Annotated in this window: 16 protein-coding genes; 7 read left to right on the top strand and 9 right to left on the bottom strand. The window is 59.5% G+C overall.

Annotated features, from left to right (window positions below):
* Positions 1-35: 35 nt before the first annotated feature.
* The gene (locus tag BF99_RS20865; protein WP_025771047.1) at positions 36-653 is read right to left on the bottom strand and encodes a carboxymuconolactone decarboxylase family protein; all 618 of its coding nucleotides are present in this window, start codon (positions 651-653) and stop codon (positions 36-38) included.
* Positions 654-943: 290 nt separating this feature from the next.
* Here BF99_RS20865 and BF99_RS0112025 point away from each other — a divergent pair, with 290 nt between their 5' ends.
* The 4 genes from BF99_RS0112025 (at position 944) to BF99_RS0112045 (ending at position 6774) form a co-directional block, all read left to right on the top strand.
* Positions 944-2029, top strand: coding sequence for a TRAP transporter substrate-binding protein (locus BF99_RS0112025; protein WP_025771048.1), 1086 nt, complete (start codon positions 944-946; stop codon positions 2027-2029).
* Between the two features lie 38 nt (positions 2030-2067).
* Positions 2068-3177: a TRAP transporter small permease subunit gene (locus tag BF99_RS0112030; RefSeq protein ID WP_197019124.1), complete on the top strand. Its 1110-nt coding sequence runs from the start codon at positions 2068-2070 to the stop codon at positions 3175-3177.
* A 29-nt stretch (positions 3178-3206) separates the two neighbouring features.
* Entirely contained in the window at positions 3207-5858 is a 2652-nt protein-coding gene (locus tag BF99_RS0112035; RefSeq protein ID WP_025771050.1) for a TRAP transporter large permease, read from the top strand.
* A 232-nt stretch (positions 5859-6090) separates the two neighbouring features.
* Positions 6091-6774 (top strand): gamma-glutamylcyclotransferase, encoded by a 684-nt coding sequence (locus tag BF99_RS0112045; RefSeq protein WP_025771051.1) that lies wholly within the window; start codon positions 6091-6093, stop codon positions 6772-6774.
* 364 nt (positions 6775-7138) lie between these two features.
* On the opposite strand, the gene BF99_RS0112055 is transcribed toward BF99_RS0112045, so the two are convergent.
* Entirely contained in the window at positions 7139-9472 is a 2334-nt protein-coding gene (locus tag BF99_RS0112055; protein WP_197019126.1) for a hypothetical protein, read from the bottom strand.
* A 1897-nt stretch (positions 9473-11369) separates the two neighbouring features.
* Here BF99_RS0112055 and BF99_RS0112070 point away from each other — a divergent pair.
* A complete protein-coding gene (locus BF99_RS0112070; protein WP_038098228.1) occupies positions 11370-12464 on the top strand; it encodes an alcohol dehydrogenase family protein in 1095 nt (364 codons plus the stop codon).
* A 24-nt stretch (positions 12465-12488) separates the two neighbouring features.
* Positions 12489-13760 (top strand): NAD(P)/FAD-dependent oxidoreductase, encoded by a 1272-nt coding sequence (locus BF99_RS0112075; protein WP_025771055.1) that lies wholly within the window; start codon positions 12489-12491, stop codon positions 13758-13760.
* A 189-nt stretch (positions 13761-13949) separates the two neighbouring features.
* Here the strand turns inward: BF99_RS0112075 and BF99_RS0112080 are convergent, their stop codons facing one another.
* Together BF99_RS0112080 and BF99_RS0112085 are read right to left on the bottom strand one after the other, a co-directional pair.
* Positions 13950-14222 (bottom strand): (2Fe-2S)-binding protein, encoded by a 273-nt coding sequence (locus BF99_RS0112080; RefSeq protein WP_197019127.1) that lies wholly within the window; start codon positions 14220-14222, stop codon positions 13950-13952.
* The gene (locus BF99_RS0112085) at positions 14215-15432 is read right to left on the bottom strand and encodes an NAD(P)/FAD-dependent oxidoreductase (protein ID WP_038098234.1); all 1218 of its coding nucleotides are present in this window, start codon (positions 15430-15432) and stop codon (positions 14215-14217) included. Before BF99_RS0112085 ends, BF99_RS0112080 begins: the two co-directional genes overlap by 8 nt.
* 186 nt (positions 15433-15618) lie before the next feature.
* On the opposite strand from BF99_RS0112085, the gene dapA reads away from it, so the two are divergent.
* Positions 15619-16494 carry a 4-hydroxy-tetrahydrodipicolinate synthase gene (dapA, locus tag BF99_RS0112095; RefSeq protein ID WP_025771059.1) on the top strand — a complete coding sequence of 292 codons (876 nt, stop codon included), beginning with the start codon at positions 15619-15621 and terminating at the stop codon, positions 16492-16494.
* 191 nt (positions 16495-16685) lie between these two features.
* Here the strand turns inward: dapA and BF99_RS0112100 are convergent, their stop codons facing one another.
* From BF99_RS0112100 to BF99_RS0112120, 5 genes are read right to left on the bottom strand one after another with little or no spacing between them, the layout of a single operon-like run.
* Positions 16686-16985, bottom strand: a complete 300-nt coding sequence (locus tag BF99_RS0112100; RefSeq protein ID WP_025771060.1) for a DUF4387 family protein — start codon at positions 16983-16985, stop codon at positions 16686-16688.
* The gene (locus tag BF99_RS0112105; protein WP_025771061.1) at positions 16969-18357 is read right to left on the bottom strand and encodes an acyclic terpene utilization AtuA family protein; all 1389 of its coding nucleotides are present in this window, start codon (positions 18355-18357) and stop codon (positions 16969-16971) included. Before BF99_RS0112105 ends, BF99_RS0112100 begins: the two co-directional genes overlap by 17 nt.
* Before the next feature lie 31 nt (positions 18358-18388).
* Complete coding sequence (locus tag BF99_RS0112110; protein WP_025771062.1) at positions 18389-19891, bottom strand: tripartite tricarboxylate transporter permease; 1503 nt, start codon at positions 19889-19891, stop codon at positions 18389-18391.
* A gap of 19 nt (positions 19892-19910) precedes the next feature.
* Positions 19911-20357, bottom strand: coding sequence for a tripartite tricarboxylate transporter TctB family protein (locus BF99_RS0112115; RefSeq protein ID WP_038098236.1), 447 nt, complete (start codon positions 20355-20357; stop codon positions 19911-19913).
* Positions 20358-20362: 5 nt separating this feature from the next.
* Positions 20363-21349: a Bug family tripartite tricarboxylate transporter substrate binding protein gene (locus tag BF99_RS0112120; protein ID WP_025771064.1), complete on the bottom strand. Its 987-nt coding sequence runs from the start codon at positions 21347-21349 to the stop codon at positions 20363-20365.
* Between the last annotated feature and the right edge of the window lie 220 nt (positions 21350-21569).

Genomic DNA, 21569 nt, shown 5'->3' on the forward strand with positions numbered 1-21569 from the left:
GTCGTTTCACCCTTGTCGTTTCATCCATCGAAGAATCATCGATCTCCGAAGACCGGCTCCTCGCCCGGCGGCAAGGGCACCTCGAAGGCATTCAAAGCGAAACAGACCGTGCAGTAAAAACCGACGAGGACGACGAGCTCGACCAGACCGCTCTCGCCGATGCGCTCCAAAGCCTCCTCGTAAGCACGCCGCTCGATCCTCCCGCGGTGCAAAAGATCCACCGCGATGTCGTACGCCAGCCGCTCGATCGGATCGGGAAGCGATGGCCGCTCACCGGCGAGGATGGCATTCAACACCCCTTCGTCCACCCCCTCGCGACGAGCGACACGGGCATGGGCCCACCATTCGAATTCGGCCATCCATTTCACCCCCACGGCCAAAATCGCTATCTCCCTCGCCGCCGCCGGCAGTTGGCCGTGATAGCGCAAACGCTCTCCCAAACGGTGGATGAACTCCCCCAGATCGGGGCGATGGGCCCAAGCATTGAAAGGGCCCGCCAAACCGCCTCGCTCGTCCACCAGATCGAGCATGGAACGATCTTGCGCTCGATCCCCGCCGAGAATGGCATCGATGATCGCCCGCTGCTGCGGCGTGGCGGTCTCGGGGATGACCGGTGAAAGACGACTCGGGCGTCGATCTCTATCAAGGCTCATTCGATGGTCTCCTTAGGTTTTGTCCTTGGGGTTTTGAAAAAAACGGGGCCCTCTTGGAACCCTGTTCGGGGATTTTGCGAAAACCTGCGGATCGAGCGACGACGGGGGCGATCGCCACTATAACAATCGTGGCGCAATTCGCCCTTGAGGGGATATCGCGGAAAAATTTCTTTACAATCCCCTTTCGCTTTCGTTTTAAACTACGACGAGCGTGCCAAGCGCACCGACGACATCGGGTCGAGAACGACAAGTTCAACCACGCCAATCGGATCATCTGAGGAGAATCTTGTATGAAACGTCGTCAATTTCTCAAAGGGGCTGCGCTCGGAGCCGGCGCAACCACCATCGCCGCTCCGGCCATCGCCCAAAGCGGGCGCACGATGACCATCGTATCCACTTGGCCGCGGGATTTCCCGGGCTTGGGGATTTCCGCCCAGCGCTTCGCCACGCGCGTCAATGAAATTTCGAACGGGGCCATCACCACCGAATACTATGCGGCGGGCGAACGGGTCGGCGCTTTCGACTCTTTCGACGAGGTTTCTTCGGGCAATTCCAACGCCTATATCGGCGCCGATTACTACTGGACCGGCAAACACCCGGGATTTGCCTACTACACCTCCGTTCCCTTCGGCATGACCACCCAAGAATGGAATGCATGGATCAAATTCGGGGGGGGGTTGGAGCTGTGGAACGAACTCTCGGGCGAGTTCGGTCTGGTCAAACTGCCCGTGGGATCCACCGGCACCCAGGCCGGCGGATGGTTCAACAAGGAGATCGAGAGCCCCGACGATTTCAAAGGCCTCAAAATGCGCATCCCCGGCTTGGGCGGTCAGGTGATCACCAAGATGGGAGGATCGACGGTTTCGCTGCCGGGCAGCCAGATTTACGAGAACCTGGTATCGGGGGCGATCGAGGCGACGGAGTGGGTGGGTCCTTATAACGACTACTTCATGAAATTTTACGAGGCGGCCAAGTACTACTATACCGGGGGCATGCACGAGCCCGGTGGCGGCTTGGCTTTGGGGATCAACGCCTCGTGGTGGGGCGAGCTGTCGGCGTGGGAGCGTCATGTCATCACCGCCGCCGCTTATGAAGAGCATGCCGCAGCCCATGACGAGGCGATGGCCAATAACGGCGAATACCTTAGAAAACTCATCGACGAACAAGGGATCGAAGTTCGCTCCTTCAACGATGATATCTGGGATGCATTCGCCGACGCCGCTACGGAAGTCTTCGAAGAGGTGCGCGATCACTCGCCCTTGGCCAAGAAGATCGACGATCAATTCCAAGCGAAGCTTCGCGAGATCGGCTCTTCGATCGCATCCCTCGAAGGCACCTTCGTCAACCAGAGAAACCGGATCCTCGGCATCGGCTGATCTTCCGGTACTATCCATCCGGTGATAGGGGGGAGCCGATGAAGGGCTCCCCCTTTTTCGAATTCCTATCGGACCGTTTGGGCTTTTTCGCCCCGAGAGCGAGGGATATGCAGCCCGGTTTCGCCTCTTCCACCTCGGGGTTGTCGTCTTTTCCTCCAAGGGCGGGTCTTTTCGCCCTCGGAGCGCGTCTTTTCGGTTGGTCGATGCTGGCCGTGCTCGCGGCCTTCCTTAGCGACAACTTCCTCGATATCGGCTACGGCCTCCCCTCTTTGGCGGCAACGATCGCCGGGGGCGTCACATTCATCGACTCCTTGCCGATCTTGGGGGTCTATGGCTTGGCGATCGCGCTCGCCGCCGTTTATGTCTTTAAATCCCCGAACCGCACCATGCGCGAGGATTCGATCCGAATACACGGATTCAACCTCTATGTGGTGCGCGGGCTGTTTTGGAGCGTGCTCCTGATCGGGATCGTCGATGCCGGGATTTCCTTTATCCGCATCGAAGACTTGGTGGATGCGTGGATGGGAGAGGGCGCCGCCAGACTCTTGGGGAGGTCCGCATTCGTCGGACCTTGGATCCATATCCCGCTGCTCATCATCGGATTCATCGTCGCCTTGTTCGTGCGCAGCCCCGGATTTCACTGGCTGGCCTTGCTGATCGTCATCGCCGAGACCGGAATCGTCATCTCCCGTTTCGTGTTTTCCTACGAACAGGCCTTCATGGGCGATCTGGTGCGTTACTGGTACGCCGCCCTCTTTCTATTCGCCTCCGCCTATACGCTGCACGAGGAGGGCCATGTCCGCGTCGATGTTTTTTTCGCAGGACTCACGCAGCGGCGCAAGAGTCTGGTCAATGCCTTGGGATCGGTCTTTCTTGGCATGTCGACGGCTTGGACCATCCTGATCGTGGGATTGGCGGGAAAGAATTCGATGATCAATGCCCCGGCGCTCACCTTCGAAGTCTCTCAGTCGGGAAATGCCGGCATGTTCGTCAAATATCAGCTGGCCGCCTTCATCGGCCTGTTCGCCGCCACCATGCTGATCCAATTCGTCAGCTACTTCCTTGCGGCGATGGCCGACCTCGGCAACGAACCCGGTAATGAACCCGGCGGCGATCCTGACGAGCACGCAAAGCGAGCCCTTTCATGAATCGATCGGATCCGAGGTAAGGACGGAAAATGGAATTCGTCTTTCTATTCATACTCTTAGGCATCATGGCCGTGGCCTTGGGCTCGGGCTTTCCGGTGGCTTTCGCCCTGCCCGGGGCCGCCATCATCACCGTCTCCTTGGCCGCCATCTGCGGATATTTATTCACCGGCGACACCTCGGCTTTTTTCCACACCGGCGGACCCTACGAATGGCTCTCCGCCGGGGTGCTCAACCTGCGAGGGGTTTATTGGGAGGTCGAACGGGATACGCTGATCGCCATCCCTTTGTTCATCTTCATGGGCATCATGCTGCAACGCTCGAAGATCGCCGAGGATCTTCTGGTTGCCATGGCCCAGCTATTCGGCCCGGTACCCGGAGGATTGGGGATATCGGTGGTCTTCGTCGGCGCGCTGCTGGCCGCCACCACGGGAATCGTGGGGGCCACGGTGGTGGCGATGGGGCTGATTTCCTTGCCTGCGATGTTGCGCAATCGCTACTCGCCCTCTTTGGCCACCGGCGCCATTGCCGCTTCGGGGACCTTGGGGCAAATCATTCCGCCTTCGATCGTGCTGATCATCTTGGCCGATCAGCTCGCTTCCGCCACCGATCAAGCATCCACCGCCCGCAAGGCGATGCATAAAGAGGCAACGGGGGAGCTGCAAATGCCCTCCTTCCTCGATGTCAGCTCGACCTCCGCCGGAGAGATGTTCTTGGGGGCGCTGATCCCCGGCTTGGTGCTCGTCGGTCTCTATATGCTCTATATCCTCGGATATGCCTTGCTCAAACCCTCTTCGGCCCCGGTGGTCAAGCGCGAGGGGGCATTGGATCGGAAATTCGCTCTTCGGATTCTATTGATCCTGATCCCGCCTTTGACCCTGATCTTCCTGGTTTTAGGCTCGATCATCACCGGCGTCGCCACCGTCAACCAAGCCGGAGCCATCGGGGCCGTCGGGGCCTTGGTCATGGCCGGATATCGAATCAAAAGCGGAAGTGCGCTGGTCTTCGCTCCGGCGCTGATCTCGCTGGTCGGAATCGCCGTCATCGCTTATGCCTTGGCCAACTACACGATGAATATCAAGGCCGCGAGCACCGCCGAGGACATGACCGGGCTGATCTTGGGGGCCATCGGCTCTTCGATACTGCTGACCGGAATCGGCTGGTCGGCGGTGCGGACCTTCAAGATCGACAACACCCTCGGCAATGTCATGATGGACACCGCCAAGACGACCACCTTGGTCTTCGTGATCCTACTGGGGGCGGCGATGCTCACCTCCGCCTTTCGCGCCTTCGGCGGAGAGGTTCTGGTACGCGATTTCCTCACTTCGCTGCCCGGTGGATTTTGGTCCCAGTTCATCATCGTGATGCTGGTGATCTTCATTTTGGGATTCTTTCTCGATTTCATCGAGATCGCCGTCGTGGTGGTGCCTATCGTGGCCCCGATCCTGCTTGCCGACCCCTCCGCCAATATCACCGCGGTCTGGCTCGGGGTGATGATCGGGCTCAATATCCAGACATCCTTCCTCACTCCTCCTTTCGGATTCGCTCTTTTCTACCTTCGAGGTGTGGTTCCCAAAACGCTCTCGACCCTCTCGATGTACCGGGGAGTGGTGGCCTTCATCACCTTGCAGCTGGTCGCTCTGGCCATCGTCGGGCTATGGCCGCCGCTGGTGAACTACCTGCCGAGTCGAGCCTCTTTGCTATCGGAATCCGCTCCCCCACCGCGCAATCCGCGCCTCCAGCTCTGCTTGGACGAATATGTCATCGACACGATCTCGGTCTCGGACAAGGATATCCGGGAAGCCATGGTGAAAGCACGGGCTCTCGATCTTGCCACCCTCCCCGACGACCTCGCCCGATCCATGGAAGGCTCGATCGACAAAGCGGAGAATGGTTTGGCGGCACTCGGCGAGATCACGATCGCAGCGAGTGCGGTGGAGGCGGAAGAAGAGGGCTATAGAGAACTTCTGGGCGTCGTGCGTCGGATAGAAAAGCGCATTCGCACCCTCGAGAGCGATGGCAAGGAGATCGCCTCTCGCATCGAAAGACTGCCGGGCGATGCCCCCTCGCAAAGGGAGTCTTTACAAAAACGACTCGATGAGACGAACGAGGAGATCGAATCCTTGCGTCGGGAAATCCCCGAACAATGGGATGGCGTACAAAAATCGTTTCGGGAACTGATGAAGGCACAGACCCAAGCGCGCAACGGCTACCGCCGCCTCGCCGATCAGGCTTATGGAGATGTGGCGCAAACCCTCGAGATACTCGATGCCGGCCCCCGTTTCTTGGCACTCGAAGGCGATCTCGATGGGATTCGAGGGATCATCGAGAACGACCCGATCGAGGATGCCGTCGCCGCCCTACGGGGGCTCGAGAAGGATTTCGGGGAAATCGCCGGAGGACGGGATATCAAAAATGCACTCGCCAAAGCCCGGCGGGCGCTCGACCGCAAGCAGGATCGCCAATCCGCCTTGGAGGAATACGGCGCGGCGATCGCGTCCTTCACCGAACAAAAGGCATGGCGATCCGATGTCACCGAAGCGACCTTCGAGGGAATCCGCGGCTGGCACGATGCGATTCGAGGCACCCTCGGCACCCGCTCCCAAGAGCGGTTGAACCGCGAGCAAGCCCTCTTTTTGGCCTCGTGCACCGCCCACCATCGGGATCTCACATTGCATTTTTGAGCGCCATCCCGCACAAGGGAATTCGATAGGGATCCGGCGAATCCCCGTCGGGGAGGATCTTCATAACCCCCGATATCCTTTTCGTCTTTTTTGCACTTGATCCTTTGAACGAATATCGACGACTCCTTTATCGCAGGCCTTGCCGGCAAGCCTTCCTTCATCCCTTCCTTCGTCCTTTTGTCCTTTTGTCCTTTTCGTCACCCTATCGCATCCATCGAGCGGTCCCGGTGAGATGAAAAAGACGAGCCGACCACGATGGATAGAACGAGAGCGAGGGCATTCGAATCCCTCGGATTGTCTTCGATCGCCCTTGCGCTCGATCGCCGATCAAGAAGACCGGCGACACCTCGATCGCATACCAAACCTCTCGAAAGACTTAGAGGGGCTATGGATATTCGCTTACGGTTCTTTGATATGGCGGCCCGATTTCGAGTTCGAAAAGAAGCGAATCGCGTCAGCCCGAGGGTGGAAAAGAAGATTCTGGCAGGGTTCGCACGATCACCGGGGAACTTTGAAAAAACCGGGCAGAGTGGTCACCTTGATCCCCGACGATGCCTCCTGCTGCGAAGGCGTGGCCTTCTTGGTGAGCCACGGCGAAGCGAAGGGCATTCTCTCCCGCCTCGATCTGCGCGAAAAGAACGGCTACGAACGCCAAGCGCTGACACTTGAACTCCAAGATGGAGGGTGCTGCCGCGCTATCACCTATATTGCGCCCATCGGCAATCCGGCATGGCTCGGTGCTGCCGATCTTGCCGATATCGCCGCCGATATCCTGCACGCCAAAGGTCCAAGCGGCACCAATCGCGAATATCTATACCGACTGAGTGCGGCCCTTTTCGATTCGAAAATCAACGACCCCCATGTCTCGACGCTAGAAGGCTTGGTGCGCGCATCGGCGAAGGAACGATATCGATGACGGGGGGTTTCCTCGCCATTCCTTCAAGACCAAGACCTGCCACCCCGCTTCCTCCCCTTCCCACCCGAATCCTTAATCCTTTGCCGGCAACTTATGCTCGACATGACCAAAGGACGCCCCGTCCCATCGTCATCGATCGAATGCCGATAGGCGATTTCAACCCGCCAATCCGCCTTTTCGAAAGACTAATCGAAAAACCACAAGGTCGATGGCGAGTCGAAAGAAGATAAGCGGTCGAAAAACACAGTCGAAAAATAAAAAAAAGGCCGACCATCCATCATCGGATGATCGGCCTTTTCATTTAGGGCTTTTACCCTTCGGCGATCTGATCGCCTATCGAAGATGGGCTTTTCCCTATCGGTCCCTATTGGGAGTGGTAGACATCGGTGTTGTTGGTCAATGTTCCGGCGGAGCGAACGAACAACTGCATCGAGATGCTGTTATCCGGACGAGCGAAGAAGGAGCAAGATAGACGCCCATTGACTTCCCCGCCCCAGTGAATATCGGGATCGAAGCCCGTACTGGAAAGGGCCTGAGCGATTTCCGGGGGAGTGACAACCACCGTACCGCCACTTGGAATGTACTCGCGCAGATTCCCGTACCAGCTCTGGCCGCTTTGATTGGAGCATTCCATCGAAATCTGACATTCATCCCCTCTCACCTCGCAACGGATACGCACGAAAGCGCCATCGGGGGAGCTGAGCGGAGGAATGGCATAAGCCCGGGCTTGGGGCTCACCGAGATCCCCTTCATGATCGAGAATGACGGAACGGGATATCGGCTCCGAGAGAATGTCGCTGTAGGCGGGATAGAGGAAGTCGATACCGGCATTCAACGTCCAAGCATTGCCGTACTCCATCTCCGTGTTGCCGCTCGGTACGAAGAAGAACTCCCAATTCCCCATGCGATTTTCCGGACGCGAAATATCCACGGAGAACACCCCGCCCGCCGGCACTCGCTGATACGGGCCGATCGGGGTCTGCCCATCTTGAGCCAACTGACGCATCAAGAACATGCCATCTTCGGCGAGGGGCTCGGGGGAGAGACCGACATTGAGGTTATCTCCGTACTCCAACACCAGTGGCTCTCCGATCTGATCGGTCGGATGAATTCCGGAATCGACACGGTAGGCGGAAAGGCAAGAGTTGCTGATTGCACTCGACGCTATCCCCGCATCGAGCGCCACGGTGCCCAAGCGAATGGCATTCACTTGGCCGGGGACGCCGCTACCGGTAAGAGATCCCGGAAGATTCAAGGCGACGACCGCATCGCCGGGTATCAAACGGGTAAAGTCATTCGGATCGACGATTGCAACGGTCCCTTTTTGCCTACCGCTGCTATCGACCGGTCCGAGATCCACCTTTCCGGTTCCCAAGGATCGAGCATAGACGCAGCCGCGGCCGGCAACCTCGCTAAGACAGGTCGATATCCAGCCAATCGATATCCCGTCTCTATCTTCTTGTTCTTCCGGGTAGGACCCGCGCAATACGGATACTTCCGCAGGAGTGACCGTGATGCGATCTCTCTCTTTCGAGAGATTGACCCCCTCCAATGCCGGAAAAACGAACTCGATCCGAGTTCCTACCTCCAACTTACCCTTGAATTCGTTGTCGAAGCGGAAAGTCACTTCCTTATCGCCGACATCGCCACCGGAAACCTGCATGAAGCTGATGTCTTCGACAACCCGACCATCTTTCTTCGTAATGGTGACCCGGCCATCGCTCCTCATGGGGCGATGAAAACGAGCACCCTCAAGGGATAAGGTGATATCGGCCGTGAACCTTTCGCTATTCGGTATCTCTCTACGAGTGGTAAGGATATATCTGGGCCGGGCTTCCATGGGCGGCTGAATGACGATACCTTCCCCATCGGACGGAAATACTTCCCTTGCATAGAAGATTCGATCTTCTATGCGCTGATCGAAGACGAATTTTTCCGGTGCAATCCCTAATTCGAAGTGATCGTTCGCATTCCCGGGGCAATTGGCAGCGCTGAGAGGAGACATCCCCCAAACGAACAGGTCATAACTGCGCCATCCGGGTCCTCTAAGATTCTGTGTCAGATGCACACGATAGTTGCCGGTCTGGGTAGGAATGAACCTAAGCCACAGACTGTCACCTCTGAAATGGTTGGCATGCAAACCTGTGATACGGACTGTATCTTGACCGGGTTCGATGTGGACCATATCCCCGCGATTTTGAGCATTTAGATGAATATCAAAATTGCTCAGTACTTCGGCGTAGACGGGGAGAACGGGCGCCGAGGTGCTCGAGGAATTCGATGATCCGATGGTATCTGTCCCGTCACCGGAAGTCATCGAGCTGCCAACGCCGGCGCTTGTCGCCCGGTCGATCGTGAGGGTCAGTCTATTTTGCGAGCGAGGTTGTTGGTGGTCTTCGACATAGATTTCAACAAGGTACTCCCTTCCTTTTACCATGAACGCCGTCAGCTCTTCATCGGTCCAACCACCTACCGTCTGGCTTTTAGCGATCCTCGCCATGTCAACGATGCGCTCCATTTCCGCCCTCACCGTCAAGGGAAATCGAAAAGTGAACACGCCCTCGAGAAACGACCTAGGGTGGTCGTTGAGACCGGTGATCTCGGTGATCCGGGACCCGACAAGAAAATCCGAAGGCTGATCGTTGTCGTAGCTGAAAGAGGTATTCGTCACATCGTGATCACCGGCTCCGCTTCCCACGCTTTCGGTCGCATATTGGATCGGGCTCCTGCGAAGAGCATTTAGGGACCATTGTACATTGGCGTCCCAGACATGAAAAACTTGAAGCTTGCTCGTCACATGCGGCGCTCTCGAATCATCGAATATAACTACATGATTTTTGAGAAAGTCCTCGTCGCCGGGTTTGGTTTGGGAGGTCACGCCCCTAGGGAAATCGGCATTGGGTGCCATGTAATGACCTTGGTTTTCTACAGGAACGCCCGGGAACAATACTCTTTCGATTAATTGGTCTTTTACCCAGTGCAGAGAGAAACCTTTCGGAAGGTCATAATGCATAGTCCTGATATCTATATCATTGTAGCTGACGATCGTCGTACTGCCGTTCTTGCACACGATATGAAATTTATCGCCCCTTTCGAAACCATGATTCTCGTCCAACCTGAAAGTCATATGGGTTCGGGTGGTCGACATTCCCCAAATCGCCTTCCCATCACGATCGGACCATGCTTCGAATACATTGTCCCCATCCGTCGTGGATGGGGTGCGACGGTACCTCACACCCCGCAACCGAGTAAACTGACCCTCTCGAAAGTCGGACATGTAGAAGAATTTGATACCGTCGATCTTGGGATCCGTGGCGGATCTGTTGGCACCGACGGTGATCTCACAAGTCTTGTGAGGGGTCTTGTCGTTTTTATTCGTCCCGTCGTAATGGATATTCGATATGTACATAGACGGCCCCCCATGCGGCCCGCCGCCGTTGTTCCCCGAGGTCAATGTGGCGGTAATCGTCATAAGATGCTGGGAGGCCCCGGGACGATGTTGCTCACCCACCTTGCCTTGGGGGATAGTCGTGTGAGCCAGAGCGCCTTGCATACCCAAGGCGGAACATCCCGCCAGCAATATCGCCGAATACCGAAACCCCTCGCCGATACCACCACTCGTCGCCCTCCCTGCGCTCGCTCTTATCGGGAGGGGGTTGCCCCATCTCGCGCCGAAAAGAATTCTCTTGCAGCATTTTTGCAGGAGCCCCGAAGAGATCGAAAGAGCAGCCTTCCCGTATGAAGCGAGATGAAAGCGGATGGCTATGGACAATTTCATGATGAGCATGGGTCCCGTCCCTATAATCCGAAGCGAAAATCAAGCGAGCAGAACTTGGGGGAGATCATCCGACCCAAGTACGGCGTGTGACATGCGCAAGATATCGTAATCATACCACAGCACCTCGGCCAAAGGGCGAATCATCGCTTCGATGATTCCCTTGGCCAAGGGACTCGTTTTCGCGTCGGGAAGTCACTCATTACGCCTTCGACGTCATGCCTTGGACGTCTTTCGGATCCCCGATCGCAGAGGGAATTTTCGATGCCGGCAACCCTTGTCGATCTCTCGCAATCCCCCGACCTCGAGCCGAATCGACATCCCGTTCGGCGCAACTCGAAAGCGATTCGATGCCTCGGACATTTGCCGGCACGCTCGACGATGCACTTGTCGCCGTTGCATGATAGCGCAAAACGAGGTTAAAACAAAAGCCCGAGGACGACGATGATCTTCTTTCAAGAGCCAAGAAAACGCGCAAGCCGCGATGGATGGATCGGGTAATCCGCAAGAAAACCGAATCCCCTTGGCTCGCGCGGCCATCTGACTTTGGGGATAATGACCCGACACCCCGAGGAGCCCGAGAAATTCTCGTCCCCGAAGATCCGAGGGGAATCGACCGCGGCGCACTTGCCTGCGGGCTTTTCGCGAATCGTCGACCATCCGAGTCCGAAGCACCCGAAAAAACCTCTTTGCAGATCATATCGAGTACGGCACCGGCCAAAAGCGAGCGAGGGCCAAGGCTTGCGACATTTTGCACGCATCTTTCGCTCGATGCTTGAAACGACGATTTTTATCAGCGACCACGGAGGCTCCAACCATTATGAGCGCAACGACCATGCGGGCAATGATCCTGACCGGACACGGCGGCCCCGACCGGCTGGAGATACGCGATGACTGGCCGAAACCCGAACCATCCCTCGGCGAGGTGCGGGTGCGGGTGGGTGCCTGCGGACTCAACAATACCGATGTCAACACTCGCTCGGGATGGTATTCGAAGTCGGTGAAAGGACCGACCGCATCCGATGCAACCCGGGATCCGGATGCGAAAAAGGCCGATGGCGCTTGGGGGGGAGCGCTCGCTTTTCCTCGTATCCAAGGGGCGGATGTCGTCGGCACGGTCGAGGCGATCGGGGAGGGAGTCGATGCCGCCTTGCACGGACAACGGGTGCTGATCGACCCTTGGCTGCGAGACTGGTCCGATCCGCACCGGCGCACCGGCTGCGGCTATCTCGGCAGCGAGCGCGATGGCGGCTACGCCGAGTTCATGGTCGTCGACCATCGCAATGCGCATCCGGTGCGATCGGATCTGACGGATGCCGAGCTCGCCACCTTTCCCACGGTTTGCACGACCGCCGAGAACATGCTCGAACGGGCGCGTGTGGCGCAAGGCGATACGGTATTGATCACCGGAGCGTCCGGCGGGGTCGGCTCGGCGTTGATCCAGCTGGTCAATCGTCGCGGGGCCAAGGCGATCGCGATATGCAGCCAAGCCAAGATGTCGAGGGTCGCATCCGTCGGAGCCCGGGCGACGCTGGCGCGACCTCTTGGCGATCTTGCACGCGCTCTGCGCGATGCCATCGGCGAATCGTCGGTATCCGTCGTGGCCGATGTGGTGGGGGGTTCGGATTTCCCCGCGCTGGTCGATGCACTGGCTCCGGGCGGGCGCTATGTCTGCTCCGGAGCCATCGCCGGGCCCATCGTGGAGTTCGATCTTCGAACCCTCTACTTGCGCGACCTCGAGTTCCTGGGGGCGACCGTTCCTCCGCCGGAGCATTTCGCCGATGTCGTGCGCCATATCGAGAAGGGGGAAGTCCGTCCGCTCCTCGCCGCAACTTTCGCGCTTGGTGATTTCCACGAGGCGCAGGCGGCGTTCATCGCAAAAGACCACGTCGGGAATATCGTGGTCGTGCCCTAGGACTTGGATACGAGTCGAAAGTCCATGAACGATTCACCCCCCGAAAAAGTCGTGGTGATCGGAGCCGGGATCGTCGGAGTGTGCTGCGCCCTCGAGCTGCAAGAACGCGGGGTGTCGACGGTATTGATCGATCGGCAAGAGCCGGGCGCCGAAGGTGCCGCCTCTTTCGGCAACGCCGGGATGCTCTCCTCGGCCTCATTGGTTCCGCTCCCGGCGCCCGGAATGTTGAAAAAGGTACCTGGTTGGCTGCTGAATCGGGATGGTCCGCTCGCTATCCGATGGTCCTATCTGCCGACCCTCCTGCCGTGGCTGATCCGCTTCCTCCGCGCCGGCAACGACCGCCGGCAGCGCTCAGGCACCGCCGCTTTGGCCGCCCTCCACGCCCGCACCCTCGAGCTTCACGCCCGGCTGGCGCGACGGGCCGGGGTGCCCGATCTCACCGTCCCCGTCGAACACTTGCAGGTGTACCGCTCGAAAAGGAGCATCGACGAGGGTTTTAAAGAGTGGGATCTGCGCCGGGCCCACGGGATCGATTTCGAGCGGATCGATCGAAGGACCCTCGCCGAGATGGAGCCCGATCTCTCATCGCATTACACGCAGGCGATGCTGATTCGAGACCAAGGACGAACCACCGATCCCGGTCGTCTGGTGCAAGCCCTCGCCCGTCGCTTCGTCGATATCGGCGGGCGATTCGTCCACGCCGAGGTGCGCGCGATTCAAGGCGATTCCGGGCGCATCCGCAGCGTCTCGGTCGGGGACGGGGATCGATGCATCGAGGGAGAGGGATTCGTGCTCTCGGCGGGGATTTTTTCCAAGAGGATCGGGCTGTCGATCGGGCTATCGATCCCCTTGGATAGCGAAAACGGCTACCACATCACCTGTCCCGAACCTAAGGTTCGCATCTCGCATACGGTCATGGACGGGGAATACAAACTCGTCGCCAATCCGATGGATCCGGGACTGCGCTTTGCGGGCATGGCCGAGTTTTCCGGGGCGGATTCACCGGACAATCCACGCCGCATCGAGGTCATCGCCCGCCTTGCGAAGCGGATGTATCCGAATCTATCGCTCGAAGGCTTTCGCAGCTGGAGGGGGCGGCGTCCGAGCACGCCGGATGGGCTGCCGGTCATCGGCCCCTCGCCTTCCCACGAGAATCTCTGGCTCGCCTTCGGGCATGGCCATACCGGAATGATCGCAGGCCCGATGACCGGGCAAATCATCGCCTCGATGATCACCGGATCCGCACTCGATATCGATGTCTTTCCATTTCAAGCCGAACGCTTCCATAACGGATAGGTCGTTCGATCGGAATGCCCCCCGGCGGGGCCGCCCGGACAAGGTGCGCCCTTCGAAGGGCTGCCTGCTCGCTCCCATCGCAGGCAGGGGCCAAGCGGGGATTCGATCGAGCGCCGCAAGACCCCGTCATCGTCGAACGAATCCGCGCTACGCCTCAGCGAGGACATCTCGCCCCATCCTATCGGCCCCTCATGGCCCTTGTCGACGGCGCACCTTCATTCCGTTTCGCACTTGGACCATGCACGAGCGCCGATTCGGCTCGCCATCGATTTCAAGCAGACACTCGTGGCATTCGCCGATCATGCACCAAGGAGCGCGGGGGGCGGCATGGACCGGGGTTGCGCGAAAAACCGCCACCTTTGCTGCGAGCAACGCCGCCGCAACGCTCTCCCCGGCGCGAGCGGGCAACGCCTCGCCCTCGAAGTCGATGGTCAGCGAGGGGCCGGCGGGGAAATCAGGCAATCTTCGAAACATCGCTTGAAGGGGATTCGAATCGACGGGGAGAAAAACAAGCCATTTCGGGTGGAATGGTTCCTCGTTCGATCCACCGACTCGTTTGCCATACATGGTTCGCCGCAAGGGTGACTCCGCTATGACAGGCAACCGCGAAGGCCCCTGCGTATTCATCGGAGGCGGCGTAGATCGGAAATCCATCCGGCGTCATGACCCGCAACGCTCCCCAGCTACGCACGATTCGCAACTTGGCGATCTGCGGAAAAATGCGCAGGGAGCGAGCGGCGATCTCGGCAGAGGTGCGCACCGGGGCCGAGATATCAAAACCGCGATCTTCTTTCGATCCTCCCAAGAGGATGGAGCCTTCGTCGCTTTGGCGCACCGATAGCGTGGGATATTCCAATATCGAAGCGGTGCGCTCGGTCACGAGGATCTGTCCGTGCTCGGGGGATACCGGCACCTCGATCCCGACCATCGATCCCAGCGCCTTCGATCCGTGCCCGGCGGCGATCACCACCCTTTGCGCTTGCAGTCTCTTATTCGTTTCGCCCCCGTCGAGGCTCGATCCCTTCGGGGGATCGTATCCGGCGAGATCTTCGCTCGATGCGCTCGGTCCGCTCGCCACGGCGATCTCGAAGCCCCCGCCGGGCAAGGGGACGATGGCCCGCACCTTGGTTTGACTGCGCACCCTCGCCCCATGAAGGTCGAGCGATGCGTGCAGGGCGCGCAGCAAGCGCAAGGGATCGACATGCCCGTCGTAGGCGGTCCAGGCGCCGCCGACCACTTCGGGGCCGCAGGCGGGAAGAAGGGTGCGGATACGCGCATCGTCGAGGATCTCGAACTCGAAATCCGCAGCCGCAGATTCGCTTCGCACCCGCTCGAGCATCGTTTTCAAGGCGCAAAGCTCGTCTTCGGAAAGCGCCGGCGTGATCCCGCCGGGGCGGCGATATCCCGGATCCACCCCGCAGTCCTCCACCAACGAGGCATTCAGATCGAACCAGCGCTCGGATGATTCGAGCGTCCAGCGGGCGTATTCCGGTCGCCCGACCCCTTTGCCTTGCACCCATACCAGCCCGAAGTTGCCGTGACTCGGGCGATGGACGCTATCGCCTTCGTCCAATACCGCCACCCGAAGTCCGATACGCACGAGCCCGTAGGCGATCGCGGCCCCGACCAGCCCGGCCCCGATCACCACGGCATCGTATTCTTTCGAAGGCATCGACCTCACCTTATCGGCCATCTTTCGAAGGGGGCATCGAAATCCACCTGGCCCCGCCCTTCGGGATCTCGATGTTCGAAAAACCGATCCTCGAAAGTCCGATGAATCTTCGCTCGATCTCTGGCATCATTCGCCAAGGAAATCGGGCCGGATCGAAACGGTCGGTCAACACCGGAGATCAACACGATGTTCAAAGGCTCTTTCGTTGCATTGATCACTCCTTTCGATCGGGGCGGGATCGACGAACGCGCCTTCGGCGACCTGATCGAATGGCAGATCGCCGAAGGCACCCACGGACTCGTCCCTTGCGGCACCACCGGCGAATCCCCCACCTTGAGCCATCCGGAACACGAGCGCCTGACCCGTCTTTGCGTCGAGGTCGCCGCCGGGAGGGTGCCGGTCATCGCCGGAACCGGCTCCAACTCGACCTCGGAGGCCATCAGCCTGACTCGCCATGCGAAGGAATGCGGAGCCGACGGCGCTTTGGTGGTCACCCCCTACTACAACAAACCCACCCAAGAAGGGCTCTATCGTCATTTCGAGGCCATCAACGACGCCGTCGATATCCCCTTGCTGATCTACAACATTCCGGGGCGTTCGGTGGTCGATATGAGCGTTGCGACCATGCAACGATGCGCGCGCCTTTCGAATATCGTCGGGGTCAAGGATGCCTCGAACAGCGCCACCCGGCCTTTGGAAACTCGCATCGCTTGCGGCGAGGATTTCGTGCAGCTCTCCGGTGAGGATGCCGCGGTGCTGGCGCTGCTGGTCGAAGGCGGTCATGGCTGCATCTCGGTCACCGCCAATGTCGCCCCCCGTCTTTGCGCGCAGATGCACGAGTCCTGGGCTTCGGGGGATGTGGCGGGGAGCCTTGCGGTGCAGCAGCGCCTGATGCCCCTGCACGATGCGCTTTTCGCGCAAACGAGCCCCGGACCGGTCAAATACGCCGCAAGCCTACTCGACAAGTGCGCGCCCGATATCCGCTTGCCCTTGGTCGAACCCGACCCGGCGACCAAAGATCGCATCGAAAGCGCGATGCGAAGCGCAGGTTTGCTGAACTGAGGCCGAAAGCGGAATCGATCCGCAGGTTCTCCCGCAGGCTCTCGATCACCCGACGCTTTTCGATCCCTTGGATGTCGCCGAACCCGACGGTCGGGTTCGCTCCACTTAGCGCATGTGGGCATCGCCCCGACGGGCGATCGCAGGAAATGGGGCAGCTGAGACAACACGACAACACTAAGACAACCGACAATTCAGTCGAGCGGGATCTCGGCCAATCGACAAGCGCAAGCCGCCCCGTGCATATCCCGATCATCGATCGCTCCTTGCACTTGGGGGCGCCGAAAAGAGAATTTGATGACATGAAGCCCGTCGATCTCGAAGCGCCGGATCTCCTCGGGCGAAAGGCGCATCACACGAGCGACGGCCTCGGTGCGCAAGCGGCGGCAAAGCAAGGCATGGTCTTTGGCGTCTTGCGAGAAAATATCGACGGTGATCCAAAAGGGCCCGGCATTCTTCGAGCGCACATACGCCACCTCACCGAGCGTCGACATCATCCATCTCCAAGCGAAAGGCCTCCATGGGATCATCGAGGGCCATCGCATGATTGAAAACGAATTCGAAAGCGGTCCCGCGCTCGATCTCCGCCGGGGAAAAGGGGAAGGAGAAGGTGGGCATCTCCTCCTTCCGATTCAAGGGATGGTGTAAAAGCAAGGGATTGAGCATACGAGCGATATCGGTGGCAAGGTCTTGGGTGGCGGCGGTGACGATCGCCATCACCCCGATCTCGCAAGGTCGAGGCCTCGGGCTCGTCGTATCCTTCGCATCGGATCCGATCTCGATATCCCCCAAGGCCGCATCCAAGCCGACCCGTCGCAGTTGCACATCGAAATCCTCGATGCTTGCATCGGTGCGAGCCAATACCTCTTGTCGGTGTTTTTCGAGGATCGAGGCGCACCACCGATCGATCCCCTCGACATAACGGGGATCGCGGACGATCACCAGGACGATCGTTTGAAAACCGACGATCCGAGCCCCCTCCAATTTGACGGTATAAGGCGAGGTCGGTCGCCAGATCGCCCCTTGCACCCGCACCGCCCCCTCGGAGATCGCCCGGTATTCGGCGGCGCTGACATCCAGGATACCGCCGGGCTCCACCAATCGCCACGGATCGGCGTTCTCGTAGAGCATGTGAGCGAAGACCGTGCGCACGGTACAACGCGTATCCGCAGCCATGGGGCGAACGGTGAAACCGCTATCGTCGATTTCGACCATGACCACCCCGCTCCCGGGACGGGTCGAGCACAGCGCTCCGCACTCGGCGATCTTGGCCGCATGCCAACAAGCCCCCGGTGAATCCCCGCGCATCAGCGGCAAGGCGGCGATGACCGCGGTATCGGTGGTCCGGCCCGCAATCACGATATCGGCTCCGCCGGCCAGCGCCGCTCCCACCTGCTCGACCCCCGCAAGGGCGACGATATGCTCGCAGGCGGCGATGCTTTCCTCGTCGATCTCGATCGCCGGGGAAAGCGCCAAGAGACGATCCTCGGCAAAAGCCTTGGAGACCCTTTGCGCGCTTTGGCTGCAATAGAGCCTTGCGATGCGGGCCCCTTGCCCTCTTTGCCCGAGGATCTCGCAAGTGATATCGAACAGCTGATCGACCATGCCGTCGGTGCCGCAGGTTCCGGCGGTGCCGATCACCAGCGGGCATTGCGCCCGCTCCCTCGCCGCCAACAGCTCCGCCCATTCGGCGGCGGTGGAGGCGCGGGAGTATTTCGAGCGACCGCCGCCGAGATAGGCGGGGCCGCTATCGGTCGATCCGCCGTCGATGGCGATGATATCGGGGGCGGCCTCGACCCCCCGGGCAAGGGCCGCCCGGTCGTAGCCCAAACCCAAGGCGCCGCCGGGAACCAAAATCCGGGTCATGGCCGGCCGTCGCTCGAAGATATCGCGCAGATCACGATATCCCCTTGGGGGTGCGAATCAGTCGCCGCAAAAAGAAGGGGGCGGTGAATCCCGCCACCGCGAAAATCCACAGGCCGACGGCGATCGGGGTCGAGAACAGGAAGGTCCAATCGCCATCGGAGAGGATCATCGCCCGCCTCAGGTTGTCCTCCATCTGATTCCCCAAGAGGATGCCGAGGATGACGGGGACGGTGGGGATCGAAAGTTTGCGGAAAACATAACCCATGATCCCGAAGGCGATCATCAGCACGAGGTCGAAATAGCTGCCGGAGAGAGAATAGATCCCGACGAAGGAGACCATCGTCACCCCCGGCAAGAGCACCGCCGGGGGAACGGAAAGAACGCGCACGAAGATGCGCACCATCGGAACGTTCATCGCCAGCAGGACGAAGTTGGCAATCATCAGCGAGGCGATCAACCCCCAGACGACTTCCGGACGGTCGGCGAAAAGAGTCGGCCCCGGGGTGATATTGAGGGTCATCAACAGCGCCAGCAATACCGCCGTGGTCCCGGATCCGGGGACCCCCAAGGTCAGCATGGGAACCAACGCTCCCCCGGCGGCGGAGTTGTTGCCCGCTTCCGGAGCGGCCACGCCCTTTGCGACGCCGCTGCCGAAAGCGCCTTTTTTCCCGGCGATGGATTTTTCCATCATATAGGTCAAGAACGAGCCGAGGGATGCCCCCGCACCGGGCAGAACCCCGGCGACGAAACCCACCACCGAGGAACGAAGAAGGGTCCATCTGGTGGCGACGATATCGCGCCAGGGGATCGTGATCTTCCCCAGCTTGATGCCGATGGCGGTGTTGCGGCCGCCGCTTTCGATGAAGAGAAAGACCTCCGAGAGCGCGAAAAGACCGACGATCGCGACCAGAAAATCGATACCGTCGAAAAGATGGAGGTTGCCGCCGGTGAAACGCGGCAAACCGGTGGCGTTATCGAGTCCGATCATCGCGATGCCAAGACCGGTCATCGAAGCGAACGCCGCCTTGGCTTGGTTTTTCGATGCCAGCCCCCCCAAGGTGGCGAAGGCGAGAAGGTATAAGGCGAAGTATTCCGCAGGGCCGAAGAGATAGGCGATCCGGGCGAGCAAGGGAGCGACCAAGGCCAAGGCGACGGTGGCGAAAAAAGTACCGACGAAGCTGGCGAAACCGGAAATCACCAAGGCATCGCCCGCGCGTCCGCTCTTCGCCATCGGATAGCCATCCAGGGTCGTCATCATCGCGGGCTCGTCTCCTGGAATATTGAGCAGGATCGAGCTGATACGACCGCCGTACATCGCACCGTAATAGACCGAGGTCAGCAATACCAGGGCGGCGGTGGCATCCAACCCCAAGGAAAAGGTGATGGGGATCAAGATCGCCACCCCGTTGGCCGGTCCCAAACCGGGCAGGGCTCCGATCATCGTTCCCAAAAAACAGCCGATCACCGCCAGCATGAGCGTGTAGGGGCTCAAGGCGATGGCAAAGCCCAAGGCGAGATTGTCGATGAGTTCCATCGGCCGATAAGCGAAAAAACTAAAGGAGAATCCATCTCGGGAAGGCGAAAAGACTCAATCCCAAGAGATATTTGAAAATCAGGAACAAACCCGAAGAGAGCAGCGTACCGATGATGAGAGCCAAGCGGCGGTCGGGGAGGATTTGCCAGCTCAATATGCCCGAGGCGATCGCCGTCGGCAATAAAAACCCCCCGGGCTTCAAGGCCAACGCATAGCCGATGAGGGTGGCGATGCAGATCCCCAACGACAATATCGACGAGCCCTTGGGCCATGCGGGATCGTCGTCGGGGCGCACGATCATGATCAGACCGCATAAACCTGCGATCCCCGCCACGATCAAGGGGAAGGTTTTCGACCCGACCGGATCGCTCATGAAGCCGACCTTGATATGAAGAGCGCTCACCGCATAGGCGAGCGCTCCCGCACAGACGATCAGCCCGAAGAGACGATCCCCGAGCCGGGGCATCGATTTCACTGAATCACGCCGATCTCGCGACTCAATGCCTCGGTATCGGCGATCACCCCATCGACCCAAGTCTGGAAATCACTGCCGACCTTGGTGAAGGGCGCCAAGCCGTTGGCCTTCATCGCCTCCTTCCAAGCCATGCTGTCGGCGACCGCTTGCAAACGCCGGCCCCAGGCTTCGAAATCCGCATCGGAGATTCCTTTGGGAACGTAAAGACCGCGCCAGTTGACGGCGACCACGTCGATCCCTTGTTCGCGGGCCGTCGGGATATCCTCGAAACCCTCGATCCGCTCCTCGGTCAGAACCGCCAAGGCCCGCACCTCACCGGATTTCAAAAAGCCCACCGCTTCCGAGATATCGCCGGTCATCGCTTGGGTGAAGCCGCCGATGGTCTGGGTGATGGCATCCCCGCCGCCATCGACCCCGATATATTTGATCTTCCCGATATCGGTGAAACCGGCTTCTTTGAGGATCATCAACACCTTGAGGTGGTCGAAACCACCGGCCGCCGAACCCCCGGCAAAGGCCACGGAACCGGGATCGGATTCGATGGCCGCAACCATATCGTTCAGCGATTGGAAGGGGCTGTCCTTGGCCACGATGATCACCCCGGGATCGGCCCCGATCGCCCCCACGAAGCGGACTTGATCGGCGGTCATGCCCGCGTAGGCATTTTGTGCCAAGCGGGTGGCGGTTGCCTGAGAGGCGGCGACGATCAGATCGCTATCGTCCTTGCGCTCGTTGACGACATGGCTGAAAGCCAGCCCCCCGCCGCCGCCCGCCATATTGGTCACCTGCACCGGATCGTCGACCTGACCGATATCGTGAAGGATCTTCCCGATTTGGCGACAGGTGAAATCCCAGCCGCCGCCGGGGTTGGCGGGGGCGATGCATTCGGCGGCCGGCGCCGAAACGGAAAAGCCCGCAGCGATGATCGTAAAAAGCGGAGCGATCAGGACCTTGCGAAAATTGGACACCGGAAAATTGGACACCTTTGACTTCCTCCTGTTCAAGATAAAAGACCGTCGAAAATGCTGAGTGTCGAAAGAGCTCGGCGATCATTGACGAGACTTAGGTGATCGTCGACAAGGCGATATCGTCGACGGATCGCACGACACCGCAAAGCGAGGGACTTCGTCGAGGATCGATCCCGATATCGAATCGCACTCGATGATCGGGCATGATAGAGCAATTGCCCCTCATCGATCCGGA

The sequence above is a fragment of the Thioalkalivibrio sp. HK1 genome (genome assembly GCA_000583135.1).
Lineage (GTDB): Bacteria > Pseudomonadota > Gammaproteobacteria > HK1 > HK1 > HK1.

What these genes read in the sequence shown, in the direction of transcription:
- BF99_RS20865 (WP_025771047.1), bottom strand. Translation starts at nt 653, where the DNA reads ATGAGCCTTGATAGAGATCGACGCCCGAGTCGTCTTTCACCGGTCATC.
- BF99_RS0112025 (WP_025771048.1), top strand. Translation starts at nt 944, where the DNA reads ATGAAACGTCGTCAATTTCTCAAAGGGGCTGCGCTCGGAGCCGGCGCA.
- BF99_RS0112030 (WP_197019124.1), top strand. Translation starts at nt 2,068, where the DNA reads ATGAAGGGCTCCCCCTTTTTCGAATTCCTATCGGACCGTTTGGGCTTT.
- BF99_RS0112035 (WP_025771050.1), top strand. Translation starts at nt 3,207, where the DNA reads ATGGAATTCGTCTTTCTATTCATACTCTTAGGCATCATGGCCGTGGCC.
- BF99_RS0112045 (WP_025771051.1), top strand. Translation starts at nt 6,091, where the DNA reads ATGAAAAAGACGAGCCGACCACGATGGATAGAACGAGAGCGAGGGCAT.
- BF99_RS0112070 (WP_038098228.1), top strand. Translation starts at nt 11,370, where the DNA reads ATGAGCGCAACGACCATGCGGGCAATGATCCTGACCGGACACGGCGGC.
- BF99_RS0112075 (WP_025771055.1), top strand. Translation starts at nt 12,489, where the DNA reads ATGAACGATTCACCCCCCGAAAAAGTCGTGGTGATCGGAGCCGGGATC.
- BF99_RS0112085 (WP_038098234.1), bottom strand. Translation starts at nt 15,432, where the DNA reads ATGCCTTCGAAAGAATACGATGCCGTGGTGATCGGGGCCGGGCTGGTC.
- dapA (WP_025771059.1), top strand. Translation starts at nt 15,619, where the DNA reads ATGTTCAAAGGCTCTTTCGTTGCATTGATCACTCCTTTCGATCGGGGC.
- BF99_RS0112100 (WP_025771060.1), bottom strand. Translation starts at nt 16,985, where the DNA reads ATGTCGACGCTCGGTGAGGTGGCGTATGTGCGCTCGAAGAATGCCGGG.
- BF99_RS0112105 (WP_025771061.1), bottom strand. Translation starts at nt 18,357, where the DNA reads ATGACCCGGATTTTGGTTCCCGGCGGCGCCTTGGGTTTGGGCTACGAC.
- BF99_RS0112110 (WP_025771062.1), bottom strand. Translation starts at nt 19,891, where the DNA reads ATGGAACTCATCGACAATCTCGCCTTGGGCTTTGCCATCGCCTTGAGC.
- BF99_RS0112115 (WP_038098236.1), bottom strand. Translation starts at nt 20,357, where the DNA reads ATGCCCCGGCTCGGGGATCGTCTCTTCGGGCTGATCGTCTGTGCGGGA.